The sequence below is a fragment of the Streptomyces sp. NPDC026246 genome, assembly GCF_055567995.1.
Genome location: NZ_JBVHPJ010000010.1, coordinates 249,971 through 271,324 on the forward strand (window position 1 = coordinate 249,971; position 21,354 = coordinate 271,324).

General features: G+C 71.3%; 18 protein-coding genes. 12 read left to right on the forward strand and 6 right to left on the reverse strand.

Annotation, left to right across the window (positions count from 1 at the left end):
* Positions 1-158: 158 nt before the first annotated feature.
* The 7 genes from gap to pgi all read left to right on the forward strand — a co-directional run bounded on the left by gap (position 159) and on the right by pgi (position 7,294).
* Positions 159-1,166, forward strand: coding sequence for a type I glyceraldehyde-3-phosphate dehydrogenase (gap, locus tag ACZ4M5_RS25100; protein WP_467740074.1), 1,008 nt, complete (start codon positions 159-161; stop codon positions 1,164-1,166).
* 145 nt (positions 1,167-1,311) lie between these two features.
* Positions 1,312-2,523, forward strand: coding sequence for a phosphoglycerate kinase (locus ACZ4M5_RS25105; RefSeq protein ID WP_467740075.1), 1,212 nt, complete (start codon positions 1,312-1,314; stop codon positions 2,521-2,523).
* 6 nt (positions 2,524-2,529) lie between these two features.
* Positions 2,530-3,306: a triose-phosphate isomerase gene (gene tpiA / locus ACZ4M5_RS25110; protein WP_467740076.1), complete on the forward strand. Its 777-nt coding sequence runs from the start codon at positions 2,530-2,532 to the stop codon at positions 3,304-3,306.
* Between the two features lie 96 nt (positions 3,307-3,402).
* A complete protein-coding gene (gene secG / locus ACZ4M5_RS25115; RefSeq protein ID WP_369196361.1) occupies positions 3,403-3,639 on the forward strand; it encodes a preprotein translocase subunit SecG in 237 nt (78 codons plus the stop codon).
* Between the two features lie 207 nt (positions 3,640-3,846).
* Positions 3,847-4,182 carry an RNA polymerase-binding protein RbpA gene (locus tag ACZ4M5_RS25120; RefSeq protein WP_078066843.1) on the forward strand — a complete coding sequence of 112 codons (336 nt, stop codon included), beginning with the start codon at positions 3,847-3,849 and terminating at the stop codon, positions 4,180-4,182.
* Positions 4,183-4,303: 121 nt separating this feature from the next.
* Entirely contained in the window at positions 4,304-5,572 is a 1,269-nt protein-coding gene (locus ACZ4M5_RS25125) for an MFS transporter (RefSeq protein ID WP_467740077.1), read from the forward strand.
* 69 nt (positions 5,573-5,641) lie between these two features.
* Positions 5,642-7,294 (forward strand): glucose-6-phosphate isomerase, encoded by a 1,653-nt coding sequence (gene pgi / locus ACZ4M5_RS25130; protein ID WP_467740078.1) that lies wholly within the window; start codon positions 5,642-5,644, stop codon positions 7,292-7,294.
* 107 nt (positions 7,295-7,401) lie between these two features.
* Here pgi and ACZ4M5_RS25135 read toward each other — a convergent pair whose 3' ends face one another.
* Genes ACZ4M5_RS25135 through ACZ4M5_RS25145 form a run of 3 tightly spaced genes read right to left on the reverse strand, consistent with a single transcriptional unit; the run spans position 7,402 to position 10,994 of the window.
* The gene (locus ACZ4M5_RS25135) at positions 7,402-9,684 is read right to left on the reverse strand and encodes an ABC transporter permease (protein ID WP_467740079.1); all 2,283 of its coding nucleotides are present in this window, start codon (positions 9,682-9,684) and stop codon (positions 7,402-7,404) included.
* A gap of 39 nt (positions 9,685-9,723) precedes the next feature.
* Positions 9,724-10,482, reverse strand: a complete 759-nt coding sequence (locus ACZ4M5_RS25140) for an ABC transporter ATP-binding protein (protein WP_467740080.1) — start codon at positions 10,480-10,482, stop codon at positions 9,724-9,726.
* A complete protein-coding gene (locus ACZ4M5_RS25145) occupies positions 10,479-10,994 on the reverse strand; it encodes a PadR family transcriptional regulator (protein WP_376331881.1) in 516 nt (171 codons plus the stop codon). Before ACZ4M5_RS25145 ends, ACZ4M5_RS25140 begins: the two co-directional genes overlap by 4 nt.
* A 122-nt stretch (positions 10,995-11,116) precedes the next feature.
* Here ACZ4M5_RS25145 and ACZ4M5_RS25150 point away from each other — a divergent pair, with 122 nt between their 5' ends.
* The 5 genes from ACZ4M5_RS25150 to ACZ4M5_RS25170 all read left to right on the forward strand — a co-directional run bounded on the left by ACZ4M5_RS25150 (position 11,117) and on the right by ACZ4M5_RS25170 (position 17,844).
* Positions 11,117-12,388 (forward strand): ABC transporter substrate-binding protein, encoded by a 1,272-nt coding sequence (locus tag ACZ4M5_RS25150; RefSeq protein WP_467740081.1) that lies wholly within the window; start codon positions 11,117-11,119, stop codon positions 12,386-12,388.
* Positions 12,389-12,590: 202 nt separating this feature from the next.
* Positions 12,591-14,207 carry a glycoside hydrolase family 13 protein gene (locus tag ACZ4M5_RS25155; protein WP_467740082.1) on the forward strand — a complete coding sequence of 539 codons (1,617 nt, stop codon included), beginning with the start codon at positions 12,591-12,593 and terminating at the stop codon, positions 14,205-14,207.
* 110 nt (positions 14,208-14,317) lie between these two features.
* The gene (locus ACZ4M5_RS25160) at positions 14,318-15,640 is read left to right on the forward strand and encodes an ABC transporter substrate-binding protein (protein ID WP_467740083.1); all 1,323 of its coding nucleotides are present in this window, start codon (positions 14,318-14,320) and stop codon (positions 15,638-15,640) included.
* A 6-nt stretch (positions 15,641-15,646) separates the two neighbouring features.
* Entirely contained in the window at positions 15,647-17,008 is a 1,362-nt protein-coding gene (locus ACZ4M5_RS25165; RefSeq protein ID WP_467740084.1) for an ABC transporter permease subunit, read from the forward strand.
* Complete coding sequence (locus ACZ4M5_RS25170; RefSeq protein WP_467740085.1) at positions 17,005-17,844, forward strand: carbohydrate ABC transporter permease; 840 nt, start codon at positions 17,005-17,007, stop codon at positions 17,842-17,844. The genes ACZ4M5_RS25165 and ACZ4M5_RS25170 overlap by 4 nt, the downstream gene beginning before the upstream one ends.
* Before the next feature lie 65 nt (positions 17,845-17,909).
* On the opposite strand, the gene pgl is transcribed toward ACZ4M5_RS25170, so the two are convergent.
* From pgl to zwf, 3 genes are read right to left on the reverse strand one after another with little or no spacing between them, the layout of a single operon-like run.
* Entirely contained in the window at positions 17,910-18,695 is a 786-nt protein-coding gene (gene pgl / locus ACZ4M5_RS25175; RefSeq protein ID WP_467740086.1) for a 6-phosphogluconolactonase, read from the reverse strand.
* A complete protein-coding gene (gene opcA, locus ACZ4M5_RS25180; RefSeq protein ID WP_467740087.1) occupies positions 18,692-19,831 on the reverse strand; it encodes a glucose-6-phosphate dehydrogenase assembly protein OpcA in 1,140 nt (379 codons plus the stop codon). The genes pgl and opcA overlap by 4 nt, the downstream gene beginning before the upstream one ends.
* Positions 19,828-21,351 (reverse strand): glucose-6-phosphate dehydrogenase, encoded by a 1,524-nt coding sequence (gene zwf, locus ACZ4M5_RS25185; RefSeq protein WP_467740088.1) that lies wholly within the window; start codon positions 21,349-21,351, stop codon positions 19,828-19,830. The genes opcA and zwf overlap by 4 nt, the downstream gene beginning before the upstream one ends.
* Positions 21,352-21,354: the final 3 nt, after the last annotated feature.

The window sequence follows — 21,354 nt, forward strand, 5'->3', positions numbered from 1 at the left end:
CGTACCCCTACTGGCGGGTACGGACCGCCCTGCCGTGTATGAGGCATCTGGATGTCACCAGCCGGGCTCCAGGGAGGTAGGGTCGTAGGCGGTCGGGGACATCCCAAACAGAGCTCGCCGGCACCTCATGGCCGGCGTACCAACGAGGAGATCGGTTCGTGACGATCCGCGTAGGCATCAACGGCTTCGGCCGCATCGGTCGTAACTACTTCCGCGCGCTGCTGGAGCAGGGTGCAGACATCGAGATCGTGGCTGTCAACGACCTGGGTGACACCGCGACCACCGCTCACCTGCTGAAGTACGACACGATCCTCGGCCGCCTCAAGCAGGAGGTCACGCACACCGAGGACACCATCACCGTCGGCGGCAAGACCATCAAGGTCCTCGCCGAGCGCAACCCCGCCGACATCCCCTGGGGCGAGCTGGGCGTCGACATCGTCATCGAGTCGACCGGCATCTTCACCAAGAAGGCGGACGCCGAGAAGCACCTCGCGGGCGGCGCCAAGAAGGTCCTCATCTCGGCTCCGGCCAAGGACGAGGACGTCACCATCGTGATGGGTGTCAACCAGGACACGTACGACCCGGCGAACCACCACGTCATCTCCAACGCCTCCTGCACCACCAACTGCGTGGCGCCGATGGCCAAGGTCCTCGACGAGAACTTCGGCATCGTCAAGGGCCTGATGACGACGGTGCACGCGTACACGAACGACCAGCGCATCCTGGACTTCCCGCACAAGGACCTGCGCCGCGCCCGTGCCGCCGCGGAGAACATCATCCCCACCACCACCGGTGCCGCCAAGGCCACCGCGCTGGTCCTGCCGCAGCTCAAGGGCAAGCTGGACGGCATGGCCATGCGCGTGCCGGTCCCGACCGGCTCGGTCACCGACCTGGTGATCGAGCTCGGGCGCGAGGTCACCAAGGAAGAGGTCAACGCCGCCTTCCAGAAGGCCGCCGAGGGCGAGCTGAAGGGCATCCTCGAGTACACCGAGGACCCGATCGTCTCGTCCGACATCGTCAACGCCCCGGCGTCCTGCACCTTCGACTCCTCCTTGACCATGGTCCAGGAGGGCAAGAACGTGAAGGTCATCGGCTGGTACGACAACGAGTGGGGCTACTCCAACCGTCTCGTCGACCTCACGGTCTTCGTCGGTAACCAGCTCTGATCGAATAGACCAGGCACCACGGTGTGAGAGCAGGGCTCGGGCAGCGCGCGGTCGCGCCGTCCGAGCCCTGACGCACGTACAGATCAGAGCTGTTCGATCACGAGCGCTTACGAGCGATCACGAGCTCTTTCAGGAGTCCCCTTTCATGAAGACGATCGACGAACTCCTCTCCGAGGGAGTGGCGGGCAAGCGGGTCTTCGTCCGCGCCGACCTGAACGTCCCCCTGGACGGCACGACCATCACCGACGACGGCCGCATCCGCGCGGTGCTGCCCACGGTCAAGGCCCTCGCCGAGGCGGGCGCCCGCGTGGTCGTCGCCTCGCACCTGGGCCGCCCCAAGGGCGCCCCGGACCCGGCCTTCTCCCTGGCTCCGGCAGCCGCGCGCCTCGGTGAACTGCTCGGCGCCGACGTGGCCTTCGCGACCGACACGGTCGGCGAGTCCGCCCAGGGCGTCGTCGCCGGCCTGGCCGACGGGCAGGTGGCCGTCGTGGAGAACCTGCGCTTCAACGCCGGCGAGACCAGCAAGGACGACGCCGAGCGCGGCGAGTTCGCCGACCGCCTGGCCACCCTCGCCGACGTCTACGTCGGTGACGGCTTCGGCGCGGTGCACCGCAAGCACGCCTCCGTCTACGACCTCCCGGGCCGCCTGCCGCACTACGCCGGCCACCTCATCGCCACCGAGGTCGGTGTCCTGCGGAAGCTCACCGACGACGTCAAGCGGCCCTACGCGGTCGTCCTGGGCGGCGCCAAGGTGTCCGACAAGCTGGCCGTCATCGACCAGCTGCTCGGCAAGGCCGACCGCCTGCTCATCGGCGGCGGCATGGTCTTCACCTTCCTCAAGGCCAAGGGCCACGAGATCGGCACCTCCCTGGTCCAGGAGGACCAGCTCCCGGCCGTCCGGGAGTACATCGAGCGCGCCGAGAAGAACGGCGTCGAGCTGGTCCTGCCGGTGGACGTCGTGGTGGCCCCGGAGTTCCCGGACCTCAAGACCAAGGCGCCGGCGCAGCCCAGCACCGTGGCCGCGGACGCCATGCCGGGTGGCCAGATGGGGCTGGACATCGGCCCCGAATCCCGCAAGCTGTACGCATCGAAGATCGCCGACGCCGCCACCGTCTTCTGGAACGGCCCCATGGGCGTCTTCGAGCACCCCGATTTCGCCGAGGGCACCAAGGCGGTCGCCCAGGCTCTCCTCGACTCCCAGGCCTTCACGGTGGTCGGCGGTGGCGACTCCGCCGCGGCCGTCCGCATCCTGGGCTTCGACGAGAACGCATTCGGCCACATCTCGACCGGTGGCGGCGCCTCCCTCGAATACCTCGAGGGCAAGACGCTCCCCGGCCTCGCCGCACTGGAGGACTGACCCTTTATGAGCACGCGCACGCCGCTGATGGCGGGCAACTGGAAGATGAACCTCAACCACCTCGAGGCCATCGCGCACGTCCAGAAGCTCGCCTTCGCCCTGGCCGACAAGGACTACGAGGCCGTCGAGGTCGCCGTCCTGCCGCCCTTCACCGACCTGCGCTCCGTGCAGACCCTGGTCGACGGCGACAAGCTCAAGATCAAGTACGGCGCCCAGGACATCTCGGCCCACGACGGCGGTGCCTTCACCGGTGAGATCTCCGGCCCCATGCTGGCCAAGCTGAAGTGCACGTACGTCGCCATCGGCCACAGTGAGCGCCGCCAGTACCACGCCGAGACCGACGAGCTGGTGAACGCCAAGGTCAAGGCCGCGTACAAGCACGGCATCACCCCGATCCTGTGCGTCGGCGAGGAGCTGGAGGTCCGCGAGGCGGGCAACCACGTGTCCCACACCCTCGCCCAGGTCGAGGGCGGTCTGAAGGACCTCCCCGCCGAGCAGGCCGAGACCGTCGTGATCGCCTACGAGCCGGTGTGGGCCATCGGCACCGGCAAGGTCTGCGGCGCGGAGGACGCCCAGGAGGTCTGCGCGGCGATCCGCGGCAAGATCGCCGAGCTGTACTCGCAGGAGCTGGCCGACAAGGTCCGCATCCAGTACGGCGGCTCCGTGAAGTCGGGCAACGTCGCCGAGATCATGGCCCAGGCCGACATCGACGGCGCCCTGGTGGGCGGTGCCTCGCTGGACGCCGACGAGTTCGTCAAGATCGTGCGCTTCCGCGACCAGTGAGTATGCGCTAACGGCGATTCGTCGTACCCTTGCGGGGTCCAGCGCTGTGCTGGGCCCCGCGTCGTCCGTCCGCATTCCGAGGAAGTTGGTCCAGCCGTGGTTTTGGGGTTCTCGATCGCCCTGATCGTCTTCAGCCTGCTGCTGATGCTGCTGGTGCTGATGCACAAGGGGAAGGGCGGCGGCCTCTCCGACATGTTCGGTGGCGGCATGCAGTCCTCCGTCGGTGGCTCCTCGGTCGCCGAACGCAACCTCGACCGGATCACCGTGGTGATCGGTCTGCTGTGGTTCGCGTGCATTGTCGTGCTCGGCATCCTGATGAAGATGAACAACTGACCGAGCGGCACTCCGCACGGACTCGTACGTAAGGCCCCATGTCGGGTACGCGCAGCTGAGCGCGGCCTATCATGGGGCTTGCGTCTAGGGGTGAGGGTTGTAACTCCAATCACTGGACGCGCGTTGGGCCTTACGTAGACTGAGGCGCTCGCAGCGAAGCGGAACGCCGAATCGCTTCGCGGCACCATCACGCAGGGAGTTACGACCGTGGCAAGTGGCAACGCGATCCGGGGAAGCCGGGTCGGAGCGGGGCCGATGGGCGAGGCCGAGCGCGGCGAGTCCGCGCCGCGGCTGCGCGTCTCCTTCTGGTGCTCCAACGGACACGAGACCCAGCCGAGCTTCGCCAGCGACGCGCAGGTGCCGGACACCTGGGACTGTCCCCGCTGCGGCTTTCCGGCCGGCCAGGACCGGGACAACCCCCCGGACCCGCCGCGCACCGAGCCCTACAAGACGCACCTGGCGTACGTCCGGGAGCGGCGCAGCGACGCGGACGGCGAGGCGATCCTCGCCGAGGCGCTCGCCAAACTGCGGGGCGAGATCTAGAAGTCGACACCGGCCGGGCACCCACAGGTGCCCGGCCGGAACTGCCTGAGGCCCTTGGCCCCGGCCGGTTGTCAGTGCCACCCCCTACGGTGTGCGCATCGGATGAACCGGAGGGGGAGCGGTGGTCACGGTGGAGGCGGGGCAGGCCCGTGCGCCCGCGTGGCGCGGGAGTTTCGGGCGGCTGTGGAGCGCGGCGGTGCTGTCCAGTTTCGGGGACGCGCTGCGCACGTCCGCGCTGCCGCTGCTCGCCGTCACCCTCACCGACGAGCCGCTGCTCGTCGCCTCCGTCACGGCCTGCGGCTACCTGCCCTGGATCGTCTTCGGCCTGCTCGGCGGCGCCGTCGCCGACCGGGTGGACCAGCGGCGCGCCATGTGGACGGTCGACGCGGTGCGCGCACTGCTGACCGGTGCCTTCGCCGTGGCCGTCGCACTCGGCCACGCCTCGATCGGCCTGCTCGTCGCCCTGGCCTTCGCGCTCACCACCCTGCAGACCCTCTTCGACAACGCCGCCACCGCCCTGCTGCCCGGCCTGATCGACCGGGACGCGCTGGGCAGCGCCAACGCCCGGCTGATGACCGGCCAGCGCATCGCCGGCGGCCTGCTCGGCGGGCCCGTGGTGCCGCTGCTGCTCGCGGCCGGGGCCGCGGTGCCGTTCGCGGCCGACGCCCTCACCTACCTGGTGGCCGCCGCCCTGATCGCCTCCCTGCCCGCCGCCCGGTCCGAGCGGGCACCCAGACCTACGGGCAGCACCCTGCGCCGCGAGATCACCGAAGGTCTGCGCCACCTCTGGCACGACGGCCCGCTGCGCGGACTGTGCGCCGCCACCGCCCTGTGCAACATCGGCATGGGCGGCCTGCTCGCGCTGCTCGTGGTCCTCGTCACCGACTGGCTGGGAGCGGGGCCCGCGGGCTACGCGGCGGCGGGCGCCGCCTTCACGGTGGGCAGCCTGACCGGGGGCGTGCTGAACGGCCGGATCGTGACGCGGCTCGGCCGCCTGCGCTCCGTGCTGCTCGCCGGGGCGGTGCAGACCGGCGCCCTGGTCCTCATGGGCACCGTACGCAGCCTGGCCGTCCTGGTGGCCGCCTTGGCCGTCTTCGGGTTCATGGGCATGGTGTGGAACGTCAACACCACGACCCTGATGCAGGAACGCGCCCCCGCCGGCATGCTCGGCCGGGTCAGCTCCGCCTTCCGGACCCTCGCCCTCGCCGGGGCGCCCCTGGGCGCGCTGCTGGGCGGGGCCGCCGCCACCGTCCGGGGACCCGGCACCCCGCCCCTGCTGACGGCCGCCTTCTTCGTCCTGTCCGTCCTCGCACTGATACCGGCGCTGCGCGCGGACGTATCCGATGTCGAGCCGGACCCCGGCGCCACGACGACCGGCGTCACGCGCTGATCAATTAGGTTGGGACCGGCAGCGGGGCAAGGTACGCAGGCAGGACAGGAAAGAAGGCTGAAGACCGGGATGAACGCAGACGGCCGTACCAGGCTCAACCAGACACCCGAGTGGACCGCACTGGCCAAGCACCGCGAGGAGCTCACCGGCGTGGGGCTGCGCGAGCTGTTCGCCGCCGACTCCGGCCGCGGCAGCGCCTACACCCTGCGGGTGGGCGACCTGTACATCGACTACTCCAAGCACCTGATCACCGACGACACCCTGCGGCTGCTGCGGGAACTGGCCGTGGCGACGGACGTGTTCGGGTTGCGGGACGCCATGTTCCGCGGTGAGCGGATCAACACCACGGAGAACCGGGCCGTGCTGCACACGGCGTTGCGCGCTGCGCGGGACGCGGTGATCGAGGTCGACGGCGAGAACGTGGTGCCGGGTGTGCACGCCGTGCTCGACAAGATGGCCGCCTTCGCCGAGCGGGTGCGCTCGGGGGAGTGGACCGGGCACACCGGCCGGCGGATCCGCAACGTCGTCAACATCGGCATCGGCGGCTCCGATCTCGGCCCCGCGATGGCGTATGAGGCGCTGCGCGCGTTCACCGACCGTGAGTTGACGGTGCGTTTCGTGTCGAACGTGGACGGCTGCGACCTGCACGAGGCCGTGCGCGACCTGGATCCGGCGGAGACGTTGTTCATCGTGGCGTCGAAGACGTTCACCACGATCGAGACGATCACCAACGCGACCTCGGCCCGTTCCTGGCTGCTGGCCGGGCTGGGCGACGACAAGGCGGTGGCCCGGCACTTCGTCGCCCTGTCCACCAACGGGGAGAAGGTCGCCGGTTTCGGTATCGACCCGGACAACATGTTCGAGTTCTGGGACTGGGTGGGCGGCCGCTACTCCTACGACTCCGCGATCGGCCTGTCGTTGATGATCGCGGTCGGCCCGGACCGGTTCCGGGAGATGCTCGACGGTTTCCGCATCGTCGACGAGCATTTCCGCAACGCCCCGGCCGAGGCCAACGCCCCGTTGATCATGGGCCTGCTGGGTGTCTGGTACGGCAACTTCCACGACGCCCAGTCGCACGCCGTGCTGCCCTACAGCCACTACCTGTCGAAGTTCACCGCCTACCTGCAGCAGCTCGACATGGAGTCCAACGGCAAGTCGGTGGACCGTGAGGGCAACCCGGTGCAGTGGCAGACGGGCCCGGTGGTGTGGGGCACACCCGGCACCAACGGCCAGCACGCCTACTACCAGTTGATCCACCAGGGCACCAAGCTCGTCCCGGCCGACTTCATCGGCTTCGCCCGGCCGGTCGCCGAGCTGAGCGGCGAGCTGAAGGCCCAGCACGACCTGCTGATGGCCAACTTCTTCGCCCAGACGCAGGCACTGGCCTTCGGCAAGACGCCCGAGGAGGTGCGCGCGGAGGGCGTGCCCGAGGAGCTGGTGGCGCACAAGACGTTCCGGGGCGGCCGTCCCACCACCACGATCCTGGCCACCGAGCTGACCCCGTCCGTGCTGGGGCAGCTGGTCGCGCTCTACGAGCACAAGGTGTTCGTGCAGGGTGCGGTGTGGAACATCGACTCCTTCGACCAGTGGGGCGTCGAGCTCGGCAAGGTCCTCGCCAAGCGCGTCGAGCCCGCCCTGACCGAGGGCGCGGACGTCCCCGGTCTCGACCCGTCCACGGCCGCACTGGTGGCCACGTACCGGGAGTTGCGCGGCCGTCGGTGACGGTGACGGGTCGCCCGCGGTAAGAGGCAGCGGGACGGACGGGGAGCGGGCGGCAGGCGCCGTCCGCTTCCCGCCGCAGCGCCCTCGCCCAGGTGTCAGGACGGGCGTCAGGCCACGGCACTCAGGGTGTCGGCGAGGCGGCGGCGGGCCGACCGGGCGGCGGGGACGGCGGCCAGGGCGGCCGCGCAGAGCACCGCCCCGGCCCCGAGCAGCACCACGAGGAGCGCCGAGGGGCCCTGCGCGATGCCCGCGCCGATGCCGCTCGACCTGCCCTGGGCGTCGATCAGCCACCGGGCGAGGGGCAGACCCAGGGCGGTGGCGGCGAGCACGGCCACCAGGGCGGTGAGGCCGGTGGCCGTGACGGTGACCGCCGTGATCTGCCGGGGGGACAGGCCGACGGCCTTCAGCGCCAGCAGGTCCCGTTCCCCCTCGCGGACGGTGCCGCCGATCGCGGTGAGCAGCTCGATCAGCCCGATCAGGGCGAGGACGGCGATCAGCCCGGCGACCACCGCGCGCAGCGGGGAGAGCCCGTCGGCCGGGTTGGTCACGGTGTGCACGTCGAGCCGCCCCTGCCCGGCCGAGGCGAGCCGCTCGGCGACCTGCGCGGGGTCGGCGCCGGGCTTCAGCCGCAGTTCGTAGAGGGTGGGGCGGAGCCCGGGGTCGTTGGCGCGGAGGGTGTCGAGCGACGTGGAGATCACCCGGCCGGCGTTCTCCGGTTCGATGCTGCGGCCCACGATGTGCAGGATCTGCGGCTGGTCCCCGACGGTCATGCGCACCCAGTCCCCGACGCGCACGTCCAGCAGGTCGAGCAGCCCCTGCCCGGCCACGGCCTCGTCGGCGCCGCGGGCGGGACGGCCCTCGGCGAGGCTGTACGGGTAGGGCTCGGCGCGGGTGCCGAGGCCGCGCAGGGCGATGGTCGCGGTCTGGCCCGGTACGAGGGCGGCCGTCTCGACGCCGGGGTAGGCGGCGGCGACCTGCGGGTCGTCCTCCAGGAGCGCGCGGACGCCCCGCTCGTCCCGTCCGGGGTCGGCGCGGACGCTCAGCGTGGTGGGCAGACCGACTTGCTCGGGGCGGCTGTGGAAGCGGTCGAGGGTGGTCCACGCGCTCACCGCCACCACGATCAGCAGCAGCGGCAGCGTCAGGCGGGCGACCGTGGCCAGCGAGCGGGGGCGGCGCGGGAACGCCTTGTGCCAGCCCAGGACGAGCGCGGGCGGCACCCGCACGCCGAGCGCCCGGCGGGCCACGCCGGACAACCGCCCGCCCGGGGTCGCGGCGGGCCGGGGCACCGGCACCGGCGGCACCCGCCCGGCCCGCCAGGCGGCGAGCCCGGTGGTCGCACCGATGAACAGCACCGCCCCGGCCGGGACCACGAGCAGCGCCACCGTGTGCCCGGGCAGTCCCTGCCACACCCCGACCGCGTCCCCGAGCCGCCCCGGGATCCGGCTGCCCAGGGCCTCGGCCAGGGCGGCGGCCGACACCGCGCCGAGCAGGGCGTAGGCGAGGTGCTGCAGGAGGAAGACGCGTACGACCTGGCCGGGCGTGAAGCCGATCGCCTTCAGCACCGACAGGTCCCGCAGATGACCCCGGATACGGGTGCTGATCGCGCCGTGCACGGCGAGGCCGGCGGCGACCAGCGCGCCCAGCCCGAACAGCCCGAGCACCTGCCCGAGGAGCCGGTTGTCCCCCTGGGCCTCGGCGCGGGCCTGCTGCCAGGTGGAGACCTCGCCGATCGCGCCCGCCCCCAGCACGGTCACGGCCCGCTGCACGACGTAGGACGTGTCGCCCGGGTCGGTCAGCCGCAACCCGACGACCTGGCCCCCGGGATCCGGCACCGCCGCCGGCAGCGCCCACACCAGCCCCGGCTGCTCACCGGGCCGGTAGCGCGGCTCGGCGCTGTCGGCGAGGCCCACGACGGTCAGCCGGCGGGCGGTGCCGGGCACCTCCAGGGTGTCGCCGGGCTGGACCAGCAGCGCCCGGGCCAGGCGGCTCTCCAGCACCACGCCGTCGGGCGTCGCGGGGTCGAGCCAGTGCCCGGAGACGAGCGGCGGGCGGCCGACGGCCGGGCCGTGCGCGGTGGAGCGCAGTTCGACCGAGGCACGGCTGCCGCGGGCGGAGACGGTGGTGGCCGCGGTGGGATACGGTCCGGCGACCTCGTCGACACCGTCCAGCGCGGCCAGTCTGCCCGCGTCGGCGGAGGAGTCGGTGTGCAGCCACACGTGCGCGCCGTGCGACTGCGTGAAGACGCGCTGCCAGGGGTTGGTCGCGTACCCGAACAGGGCGGTGGCCAGCAGCAGGGAGGCGACGATGCCCGCGGTGGCGAGGACGAGGAACAGCGCCTCGCCGCGGTGCGTGCGCAGATCGGAGTGGGCCCAGCGCAGGGTGGCTCGCATACGGGTCAGCCCTTCCGGGGTGTGTCGTACCCGCGCATGTCAGTCCCGGAGCTCCAGCACACCGGATATCCCGGAGCGGCGCGGCGGGGTGGCGCCGCCGTCGAGTTCCGCGTCGTCGGCGATCCGGCCGTCGAAGAAGCTGATCACCCGGTCCGCCGCGCTCGCCAGCCGTGCGTCGTGCGTGACCAGCAGGATCGTCTGGCCGCGCTGGTGGAAGCGGGACAGCAGGCGCATCACCTCGCGGGTGCCCTTGCTGTCCAGGCTGCCCGCGGGCTCGTCGGCCAGCAGCAGCGGGGGATGGTTGACCAGCGCCCGGGCCAGGGCCACGCGCTGCTGCTCACCGCCGGACAGTTCGCCCGGCATGCCGCGCTCCTTGCCGGTCAGGCCCAGCTCGGCCAGCAGCGCCTCCCGCTCGGCGCGCGCCTGCTTCGGCGACGTCCCGGCGAGCAGGGCGGGCAGCTCCACGTTGTCGGCGACGGACAGGTTGGACACCAGGTTGAAGAACTGGAAGACGATCCCGATGCGCTTGCGGCGCTCGACGGCCCAGCGGGCCTCGCTGTAGGTCTCGGTGGACTCGCCGTCGAGCCAGATGCGCCCCGCGTCCGGCCGCTGGAGCCCGCCGAGCAGATGCAGCAGCGTCGACTTGCCGGCGCCGGACGGGCCGGTGATCGCCACGAACTCACCCCGCCGCACGCTCAGGTCGACCCCGCGCACGGCACGGGCGGGCGCGCCCTCGCCGTGGTGCGTCTTCACCAGGCCCTCGGCGCGCAGCACAGGAGCGGGACGGTCGTCGCTCACTCCAGCTCCTCCAGCTCTTCCTGGCACCGCTCCAGCCAGTCGAGGTCGGCCTGCAGGTGCAGCATCGCGCCCTCGATCAGCAGATGGGCGATGCGGTTGTCGCGGTCTTCGGCGGCGGCCAGCCTCGACAGCTGCCGCATGGTGTTCAGGTACTGGCGCCGCTGCTGGTTGATCAGGGCCACCTGGTCGGCGAGACCGGTCTGCGGTGCGAGCGCCAGCTTCATGAAGAACTCGTCCCGCACCCGCGGCTCGTCCTCGGGCTCCTCGAACCAGGCGCGCAGCGCCTCCCGCCCGGCCTCGGTGAGGTGGTAGACCTTCTTGTTGGGCCGGCTGGACTGTGCCACGTCCTCGCCCTCGATCAGTCCCGACTTCTCGAGGCGGCCGAGGGTCACATAGACCTGGCCGACGTTCGGCTGAGGGTACGCGGAGCCCAGCAGTTGCTCAAGGTCCTGCTTGAGCTCGTAGCCGTGGGCGGGTCCGCGGGCGAGGAGAGCCAGGAGGGGCAGGCGCACGCGTGCAGTCCTCCTGTCCGGTCCAATGTGCTCCAGGCCCTAGTATCGCCCATACCTAACAGGTATACATGGCCTCGGATTCCGGGCAAGGGTGCCCGTCGCCGGTGTACAGGGAGGAACCTATGCGGTGGATCCACGCCGCCGGTAGGGGCCTCCTCGTTCTGGTCGTGGTCCTGACCGGTTACGTCGCCGCCGGAGCGCAGGCCGGTGAACCCTCCCGGGACGGCCGCGGGCCGCTCACCCTCGCCACCGCCGGGGACCTCACCGGCTACCTCGGCCCTCTGCTGGAGGGCTGGAACCGCGCCCATCCCGGCGAGAAGGTCACCCTCGTCGAACTGCCCGACTCGGCCGACGAGACCCAGGCGCAGATGATCACCGACCTGCGCGACGGCGATCGCAGCCGGTTCGACGTGCTCAACATCGACGTCAACTGGACCTCGGACTTTGCGGCAGCGGGCTGGATCAGACCCCTGCCGCGCGACCGGTTCCCGCTGAAGACGTTCCTCCCGCCGGTCGTGGACACGGCCACCTACGACGACCGGCTCTACGCCGTCCCCTACGTCACCAACGCGGGCCTGCTCCTCTACCGCAAGGACGTCCTTGCGAAGGAGGGCGTCGAGCCGCCGCGCACCTGGGCCGAGCTGGAGCGCTACGCGAAGACGATCGCCCCCGAGCACGGGCTGGACGGATACGCCGGGCAGTTCCTGCCCTACGAGGGCCTCACGGTCAACGCGGCGGAGGCGGTCTACTCCGCGGGCGGCTCGATCCTCGGCGACGAGGGCGAGCGCGTCACCGTCGACTCGGCGGCCGCTCGTGCGGGCATCGGGTTCCTGGCGCGGGGCGTGCGCGAGGGCTGGATCCCGCGCGAGGCCCTGTCGTACAAGGAGGAGGAGTCCAAGCAGGCCTTCCAGGACGGCCGGCTGCTCTTCCTGCGCAACTGGCCCTACGCCTACGTCGGGGCCTCCGCCCCGGGGTCGAAGGTGGCCGGGAAGGTCGGCGCCGTACCGCTGCCCGGCCGGGAAGGGCCGGGGACGAGCGTCCTGGGCGGCTCCAACCTGGCCGTCAGCGCCCACGCCCGGCACCCGGACTCGGCGGCCCGGCTGATCGCCTACCTCACCAGTGAACCGGTCCAGCGCCAGGTCCTCACCCGGGGCGCGCTGCCGCCCGTCCGTGCCGACCTCTACCGGGACCCGGCGCTGATCCGCCGCTTCCCGTACCTGCCGACCCTGCGCGAGAGCGTGATCGCGGCCGAGCCGCGCCCCAAGAGCCCGCGCTACGACCAGGTCAGCCTGGTCGTCCAGGCGGTCGTGCACGACGCGATGGCCGGGCACCAGACGCCCGAGGCGGCGGTGCGCCGGCTGGCGCGCGAACTCGCCCTCATCTCGCGCCGCTAGCCGGGTCCGGCGGTCAAGACCTCCCTCTCCTACTTACTTGTTAGGTAACGCGGACGTCTCATCTGCCTGCGAGATGCCCTCTTTGTAGGCTTCTGCCCCACATCAACTGCCCAGTAGCTTCTGCCTTTTCATTGACACCCTCTCGACACGCCTACTTAACATGCATGCATAACCGCTGCCCTCACAGAGACAGGTCGATGGGTTGAACAGGCACCACTGGTGGCGTGACGCAGTGATCTACCAGGTCTACGTCCGCAGCTTCCTGGACAGCACCGGCGACGGCGTCGGCGACCTCGCCGGCGTCCGCGCGGGACTGCCCTACCTGAAGAAGCTCGGCGTCGACGGGATCTGGCTGAGCCCCTTCTATCCCTCGCCGCAGCACGACCACGGCTACGACGTGGCCGACTACTGCGACGTCGACCCGGTCTTCGGGGACCTCGGCGAGTTCGACCTGCTGGTCGGCTCCGCGCACCGGCTGAACGTCAAGGTGCTGCTCGACATCGTCCCGAACCACTGCTCCAGCGAGCACCCCTGGTTCCGCGAGGCGCTCACGGCCCCGCCCGGCAGCCCCGCCCGGGCCCGCTTCCACTTCGCCGACGGCCGCGGCCCCGACGGGTCCCAGCCGCCCAACAACTGGCACTCCATGTTCGGCGGCCCCGCCTGGACCCGGGTGACCGAGCCCGACGGCCGGCCCGGACAGTGGTACCTGCACATGTTCGCGCCCGAGCAGCCCGACTGGAACTGGCGCAACCCGGAGATCGCCGCCGAGTTCGAGCGGATCCTGCGCTTCTGGCTCGACCGGGGCATCGACGGCTTCCGCATCGACGTCGCCGCCGGCCTGTTCAAGCACCCCGAACTGCCCGACTCCGACGACCCGGAGGCCGACGCCCGCACCCGCGACTCGGTCAACCCCCTCGCCTGGAACCAGCCCGAGGTGCACGACGTATGGCGCCGCTGGCGCTCCATATGCGAGGAGTACACCCGGCGCGACGGCACCGAACGCCTCCTCGTCGGCGAGGTCTCCGTCCCGACCGCACGCGAACACGCCCGCTACGTGCGGCCCGACGAACTCCACCAGGCCTTCTTCTTCGACCTGCTCAGCGCGCCCTGGGACCCGGACGCCTTCCGCAAGGTCATCTCCGAGGCCATGCACGACATCGCGGGCACCGGCTCGACGGTCACCTGGGTCCTCAACAACCACGACCAGGTCCGCACGGTCACCCGCTACGGCGAACCCGCCACCGAAGGCAGCGGCCTCGGCGCCGCCCGTGCCCGCGCCGCCGCCCTGCTGATGCTGGCCCTGCCCGGCGCCGCGTACATCTACCAGGGCGAGGAGCTCGGACTGCCGGAGGTCGTGGACCTGCCGGACGACGTGCTCACCGACCCGATCTTCCGCCGCACCGGCAGCAGGGCCCGCATCCGCGACGGCTGCCGCGTGCCGCTGCCCTGGTCGGGGCAGGCCTCGCCGTTCGGCTTCACCCCCGGCGCCGAGAGCGCCAAGCCGTGGCTGCCGCAGCCGGAGTACTTCGCCGAGTACGCCACCGACCGGGCCCTCGCCGACACCCGCTCCTTCTGGCACCTGTATCGCGACGGACTGCAACTGCGTTCCGCTCTGCCGCAGTTGGGCGAGGGCACCCTGCGCTGGCTGGACTCCCCGCCCGGCGTCCTCGCCTTCGAACGCGGCGATCTGGTCTGCGCCGTCAACTTCGGCACCGCCCCGACCCCCGCGCCGGTACCCGGCACCCCCCTGCTCGCCAGCGGCTCCTGCCCGCCCGGAGTCCTCTCCGGCTCGACGGCCGCCTGGTGGATCCGTACCTGACCACCCCGCGAACGACACCCCGCAACCGACACCCCGCAAGCGACACCCGCGTAAGCAACATCCGCGCGAGCGAACTCCCCGCAAGCGAACCCTCCGAAGGGACATCGACGATGATGCGACGTACCACCCTGCTCACCGGCTGCACCGCCCTCGTGCTGGCGCTCGGCGCCACCGCCTGCGGCGGCGGGCCCGTCTCGGCCGGCGGCGGGGACAAGGCGCTCGACGGCCAGACCGTCACCGTGGCCGGCGTCTGGTCCGGCACCGAGCAGAAGAACTTCCAGAAGGTGCTGGACGCCTTCACCGAGAAGACCGGCGCCAAGACGCAGTTCACCTCCACCGGTGACAACGTCTCCACCGTCGTCGGCAGCAAGATCGAGGGCGGCAACGCCCCCGACGTCGTGATGGTCCCGCAGGTCGGCGTGCTCAAGCAGTTCGCGCAGAAGGGCTGGCTGAAGCCGCTGTCGAAGAAGACCGAGCAGTCCGTCGACGCGGGCTACGCCCCGGTGTGGAAGGACTACGGCAGCGTCGACGGCAAGCTGTACGGCCTGTACTTCAAGGCCGCCCACAAGTCGACCGTCTGGTACAGCCCCGACGCCCTCGACCAGGCCGGTGTGAAGCCCCCGAAGACCTACGACGAGATGCTGAAGGCGGGGCAGACCGTCTCCGACTCCGGCCTCGCCGCGTTCTCCGTCGCCGGGCAGGACGGCTGGACCCTCACCGACTGGTTCGAGAACATCTACCTCTCGCAGGCCGGACCCGAGAAGTACGACGCGCTCGCCGCGCACGAACTGAAGTGGACCGACTCCTCCGTCGTCGACGCCCTCACCACCCTCGGCAAGCTGTTCAAGGACAAGCAGCTCATCGCCGGCGGCCAGAAGGGCGCGCTGAACACCGACTTCCCCGGCTCGGTGGAGAAGGTGTTCGGGCCCGAGCCCGAGGCCGGCATGGTCTACGAGGGCGACTTCGTCGCCGGTGTCGCCAAGGACCAGTTCGGCAGGAAGGTCGGAGAGGACGCGAACTTCTTCCCCTTCCCGGCGGTCGGCGGCGGCAAGGCCCCGGTCGTCAGCGGCGGTGACGCGGCCGTCGTCCTGAAGGACGGCAAGAACCAGAAGGCCGCCCAGGCCCTCCTGGAGTACCTGGCCACCCCGGAGGCGTCCGCGGTGTGGGCCGAGGCCGGCGGCTTCCTCTCCCCGAACAAGAAGCTCGACCTCGCCTCCTACGGCGACGACGTCACCCGCGCCACCGCCGAGTCCCTCGTCGAGGCCGGCGACTCGGTCCGCTTCGACATGTCCGACCAGGCCCCCGCGGCCTTCGGCGGCACGAAGGGCACCGGTGAGTGGAAGCTGCTGCAGGACTTCCTGCGCGACCCGTCCGACTCCAAGGGCACCGCGGCGAAGCTGGAGGCCGCGGCGGCCAAGGCGTACCAGGACTGATACGCCGTGACCGCGACCCTCGTGAACGAGACGAGTTCCCCGCCGCCGACCCCGGTCGCCGACCGCACCCGGCGCCTGCGGCGGCGCGGCAAGACCGTCGCCCTGCTGTTCGTGCTGCCCGCACTGCTGCTGCTCGGGGCGCTCGTCGTCTACCCCGTGCTGTTCAGCATCGGCCGCAGCTTCTTCGACGCCTCCGGGACGAACTTCGTCGGCGGCGACAACTACACCGAGATGTTCCGCGACCCCGCGACCCTCAAGGCCGTGCGCAACACGGCCATCTGGGTCGTCGTGGCCCCGGCGCTGCTCACCGGGCTCGGGCTGATCCTCGCCGTCCTGGTCGAGAAGGTCCGCTGGGCCACGGCGTTCAAACTGCTGCTGTTCATGCCGATGGCGGTCTCCTTCCTCGCCGCCGGCATCATCTTCCGCCTCGCCTACGACGAGGACCCGGACAAGGGCGTGCTGAACGCGGCGGTCGTCTCCGTCCACGACGCCTTCCAGGACCAGTCCACCTACCCGACGGCCCGGGCCCGCGACGGGCAGGGCCTGACCAAGGAGAAGGACGGCTCGTACCGCACGAGCGCGTCCGTCTCGCCCGGGGACGCGGTGACGCTCGGCCTGGTCGGCGTCCGGCCCGCGGACCTGCCCGGCGACGCGCGGCCCGCGTCCGGGGCGGCGGGGCAGAAGGCCGCCGCGGACGAACTGCGGGGCGTCGTCTACCTGGACTTCACCCCCGGCGGGGGAGGGGAGCAGGGCAGGGTCGACGCGCGGGAGAGCGGACTGCCGCAGATGAAGGTCGAGGCGGTCCGCGGCGGCGGGACCGTCGCCACGGCCACCACCGCCTCCGACGGCTCCTTCCGCTTCGAAGGGCTCGAACCGGGCTCGTACACGGTGACGCTGCCGTCGTCGAACTTCGCCCCGCCCTACGAGGGCGTCTCCTGGCTGGGACCGGCGCTGGTCACCCCGGCGATCATCGGCGCCTACCTGTGGATCTGGACCGGCTTCGCGATGGTCCTGATCGGCGCGGGTCTGTCGACACTGCCCCGGGACGCGCTGGAGGCGGCGCGCATGGACGGCGCGAGCGAGTGGCAGATCTTCCGCCGCATCACGGTCCCGCTGCTCGCCCCGGTCCTCACGGTCGTCTTCATCACGCTCGTGATCAACGTGATGAAGGTGTTCGACCTCGTGTACATCATCGCGCCCGGACCCGTGCAGGAGGACGCGACCGTCCTGGCGACGCAGATGTGGCTGGTGTCGTTCGGCGGCGGCAACAACCAGGGCCTCGGCAGCGCGCTCGGCGTCCTGCTCCTGCTGCTGGTCGTCCCGGCCATGGTCTTCAACGTCCGCCGCTTCCGAAGGAGTCAGCGATGAACGCGGTACGGCGCTCCCTGGGCAACGGCGTCGTCCAGGCCTTCCTCGTGCTGGTCGGCCTGGTCTGGATGACTCCGCTGGCCGGGCTGTTCCTGTCCTCGCTGCGGTCCTCCGAGGACACGGCGAAGGGCGGCTGGTGGACGGTGTTCTCCACCCCCGGGCAGCTGTCCTTCGACAACTACTCCTCGCTGCTGCAGAACGCGGGCATCACCCAGGCCTTCTGGAACACGGTGCTGATCTCGGTGCCGACGACGGTGCTGGTCGTGGTCGTCGCGGCCCTGGCCGGATACGCCTTCGCCTGGCTGGACTTCCCCGGCCGGGAGCCGGTGTTCCTGGTCGTGGTGGCGCTGCTGGTGGTGCCCGTCCAGATCGGCCTGCTGCCGGTCGCCAAACTCTTCGGTCAGCTGGGCCTGTTCGGCACGATCCCCGGAGTCGTCCTCTTCCACGTGGCGTACGGACTGCCCTTCGCGGTGTTCCTGCTGCGCAACTACTTCGCCGAGATGCCGAAGGAGATGCTGGAGGCCGCGCGGATGGACGGCGGCAGCGAGTGGCGCATCTTCACGCGCCTGGTCCTGCCCGTCGGCCGCCCGGCGATCGCCTCGCTGGCCATCTTCCAGTTCCTGTGGGTGTGGAACGACATGCTCGTGGCGTTGCTCTTCGCCGACAGCGCGTCCCAGCCGCTGACCGTGGAACTGCAGTCCCAGATACGCCAGTTCGGCAGCAACATCGACGTCCTTGCCCCGGGCGCGTTCCTGTCCCTGATCGTCCCGGTCGTCGTCTTCTTCGCCTTCCAGAAGCACTTCGTCCAGGGCGTGATGGCGGGCTCGGTCAAGTAGCCGCCGCGCGACACGCTTTCGCCCACCCGCCACCGTCCTGACGTCGGTGACGGGTGGGCGAAGGGCTACGCCGAAGCCGGCGGGTACAGCGAGCGCGGCAGCTGGGAAGCCGCCGCGGCGTCCAGGAGCCACAGGGTGCGGCTGCGGCCGTACGCACCCGCCGCCGGGGCCTGGATCTCGCCCGCGCCGGACAGCGCGATCGCCGCCGCTGACGCCTTGTCCTCACCGGCCGCCAGGAGCCACACCTCGCGGGCCGCGCGGATCGCCGGCAGGGTCAGCGTCACCCGGGTCGGCGGGGGCTTGGGCGCGCCGTGGACGCCGACGACCGTGCGGTCCGTCTCACGCACCGCGGGCAGCTCGGGGAACAGCGACGCCACGTGCGTGTCCGGGCCGACGCCCAGCATCAGCACGTCGAACGCCGGCACGGGACCGTGGTCCTCGGGCCCCGCCGCCGCTGCCAGCTCCTGCGCGTACGCGGCCGCCGCCGCCTCCACGTCGTCGCCGTGCGGCCCGTCCGAGGCGGGCATCGCGTGCACGCGCTTCGGATCGAGCGGCACCGCGTCGAGCAGTGCCTGACGAGCCTGGGTGACGTTGCGCTCCGGGTCGCCCTCGGGCAGGAAGCGCTCGTCGCCCCACCACAGGTCCAGCCGGGACCAGTCGACCGCGTCCCGCGCCGGTGCGGCCGCCAGCGCGGCCAGCAGGCCGTTGCCGTTGCGGCCGCCCGTGAGGACCACGGACGCCGAGCCCCGGGAGGACTGCGCGTCCACGATCCGGGTGATCAGCCGCGCCGCCGCGGCCTGCGCCATCAGCTCCTTGTCGCGGTGGACGACCAGCTGGGGTGTCGTGCTCACGTCGGGTCCCCCTTCCGCACCGGTTCCGGCGTGGGCGGCTGCTGCTTCACCGGCGCCTGCGCCGTCGCCTGCGCGGCAGGAGCTTTCGCAGCCTCCTCGACCGGGGTGGGGACACCGAGCCGGTCCCCTCCGCCGCCGCTTGTGGGCTCACCGCCGGACCCCTGTTCTCCTTTGGCCACCGCCTGCTCCTGCGCGTCGGTCGCCGTCCCGGAACCCGTCAGCCGGTCCACCCCGTAGCGCAGCGCCGAGGCGTAGGTGTCGTCCGGGTCGAGCCGCCGCAGTTCCTCCGCGATCAGCTCGGCCGTCTCCCGGCGCTTGAGCGCCACCGCGCGGGGCGGCTGGCCCTCGATGGTGAGCGTGGCCAGGGAGCCGTCGGCCCGGTCCAGCTGGATCGGGCCGCAGTCGGTGTCCATGCGGACCGCCGTCAGACCGGGGCCGCCGGACCGGGAGCGCTTCACGGGGACGTCCAGCCGGTCCGCGAGCCACATCGCCAGCAGCTCGCAGCTCGGGTTGAACTCCTCGCCCTCCACCTCGACGGCCTTCACCTCGCAGGTGATCTGGTCGAGCGCCGCCGCCAGCATCGAGCGCCAGGGCGTGATGCGCGTCCAGGACAGGTCCGTGTCACCGGGGGTGTAGGCCCCCGCCCGGGTGGCCAGGTCGCGCACCGGCTGCTCGGAGGCGTAGGTGTCGGTGACGCGGCGCTGCCCGAGGGCCCCCAGGGGGTCCTTCGCCGGGTCGAGCGGAGCGTTCACCGGCCACCAGACCACCACCGGGGCGTCCGGCAGCAGCAGCGGCAGCACCACCGACTGGGCGTGGTCCACGACCTCGCCGTACAGCCGCAGGATCACGGTCTCGCCGGTGCCGGCCTCCGCGCCGACCCGGACCTCCGCGTCGAGACGGGACTGCGTGCGGTCGCGGGGGGAGCGCGAGACGCGCTTGATGACGACGAGCGTGCGCGAGGGGTGCTCGCGCGAGGCGTCGCTCGCGGCCTTCAGCGCGTCGTAGGCGTTCTCCTCGTCCGTCACGATGACCAGCGTGAGCACCATGCCGACCGCCGGGGTGCCGATCGCCCGGCGGCCCTGCACCAGCGCCTTGTTGATCTTGCTGGCCGTGGTGTCGGTCAGGTCTATCTTCATGGCCGGCGCCAGCTCCGTCCGTGTCGCTCGAGCATGTCGTCCGCCTCGGCCGGGCCCCAGGTACCGGCCGGGTACTGGGCGGGCTTGCCGTTCGTGTCCCAGTACTCCTCGATCGGGTCGAGGATCTTCCAGGACAGCTCGACCTCCTCGGTGCGCGGGAAGAGGTTCGAGTCACCCAGCAGGACGTCCAGGATGAGACGCTCGTACGCCTCCGGGCTGGACTCCGTGAAGGACTCGCCGTAGGCGAAGTCCATCGACACGTCCCGGATCTCCATGGAGGTGCCCGGCACCTTCGAGCCGAAGCGGACCGTGACGCCCTCGTCCGGCTGGACGCGGATGACGATGGCGTTGGAGCCGAGCTCCTCGGTGGCCGTCGAGTCGAACGGGGAGTGCGGTGCCCGCTGGAAGACGACCGCGATCTCCGTCACCCGGCGGCCGAGCCGCTTGCCCGTACGCAGGTAGAAGGGGACGCCCGCCCAGCGGCGGTTGTCGATCTCCAGCTTGATCGCGGCATAGGTGTCGGTCTTCGAGGAGGCGTTGATGCCGTCCTCCTCCAGGTAGCCGCGCACCTTGGTGCCGCCCTGCCAGCCGGCCGCGTACTGGGCGCGCACGGTGTCGCGGCCCAGGTCCTGCGGCAGCCGCACGGCCCCGAGCACCTTGGTCTTCTCCGCGGCCAGCGCGTCCGCGTCGAAGGAGGCGGGCTCCTCCATCGCGGTGAGCGCCATCAGCTGGAGCAGGTGGTTCTGGATCACGTCGCGGGCGGCGCCGATGCCGTCGTAGTAGCCGGCCCGGCCGCCGATGCCGATGTCCTCGGCCATGGTGATCTGCACGTGGTCCACGAAGGACCGGTTCCAGATCGGCTCGAACATCGTGTTGGCGAAGCGCAGCGCCAGGATGTTCTGGACGGTCTCCTTGCCCAGGTAGTGGTCGATGCGGAAGACCTGGTCCGGGGCGAAGACCTCGTGGACGACCTTGTTGAGCTCCTCGGCCGACTCCAGGTTGTGGCCGAACGGCTTCTCGATGACCGCGCGCCGCCAGGAACCGCCCCTCTGGTCGGCCAGCTGGTGCTTCTTCAGCTGCTGGATCACCACGGGGAAGGACTTCGGCGGCACCGAGAGGTAGAACGCGAAGTTCCCGCCCGTGCCCTGCGCCTTGTCCAGCTCCTCGATCGTGGAGCGCAGCCGCTCGAAGGCGTCGTCGTCGTCGAACGTGCCCTGCACGAACCGCATGCCCTGGATGAGCTGCTGCCAGACCTCCTCGCGGAAGGGCGTGCGCGCGTGTTCCTTGACCGCGTCGTGCACCTCCTGCGCGAAGTCCTCGTGCGCCCACTCGCGGCGGGCGAAGCCGACCAGCGAGAAGCCCGGCGGGAGCAGACCCCGGTTGGCGAGGTCGTACACGGCCGGCATCAGCTTCTTGCGGGAGAGGTCGCCCGTGACGCCGAAAATGACCAGGCCCGACGGCCCCGCGATACGCGGGAGCCGTCGGTCCGCGGGGTCACGCAGCGGATTGCTGCTCGACACCTG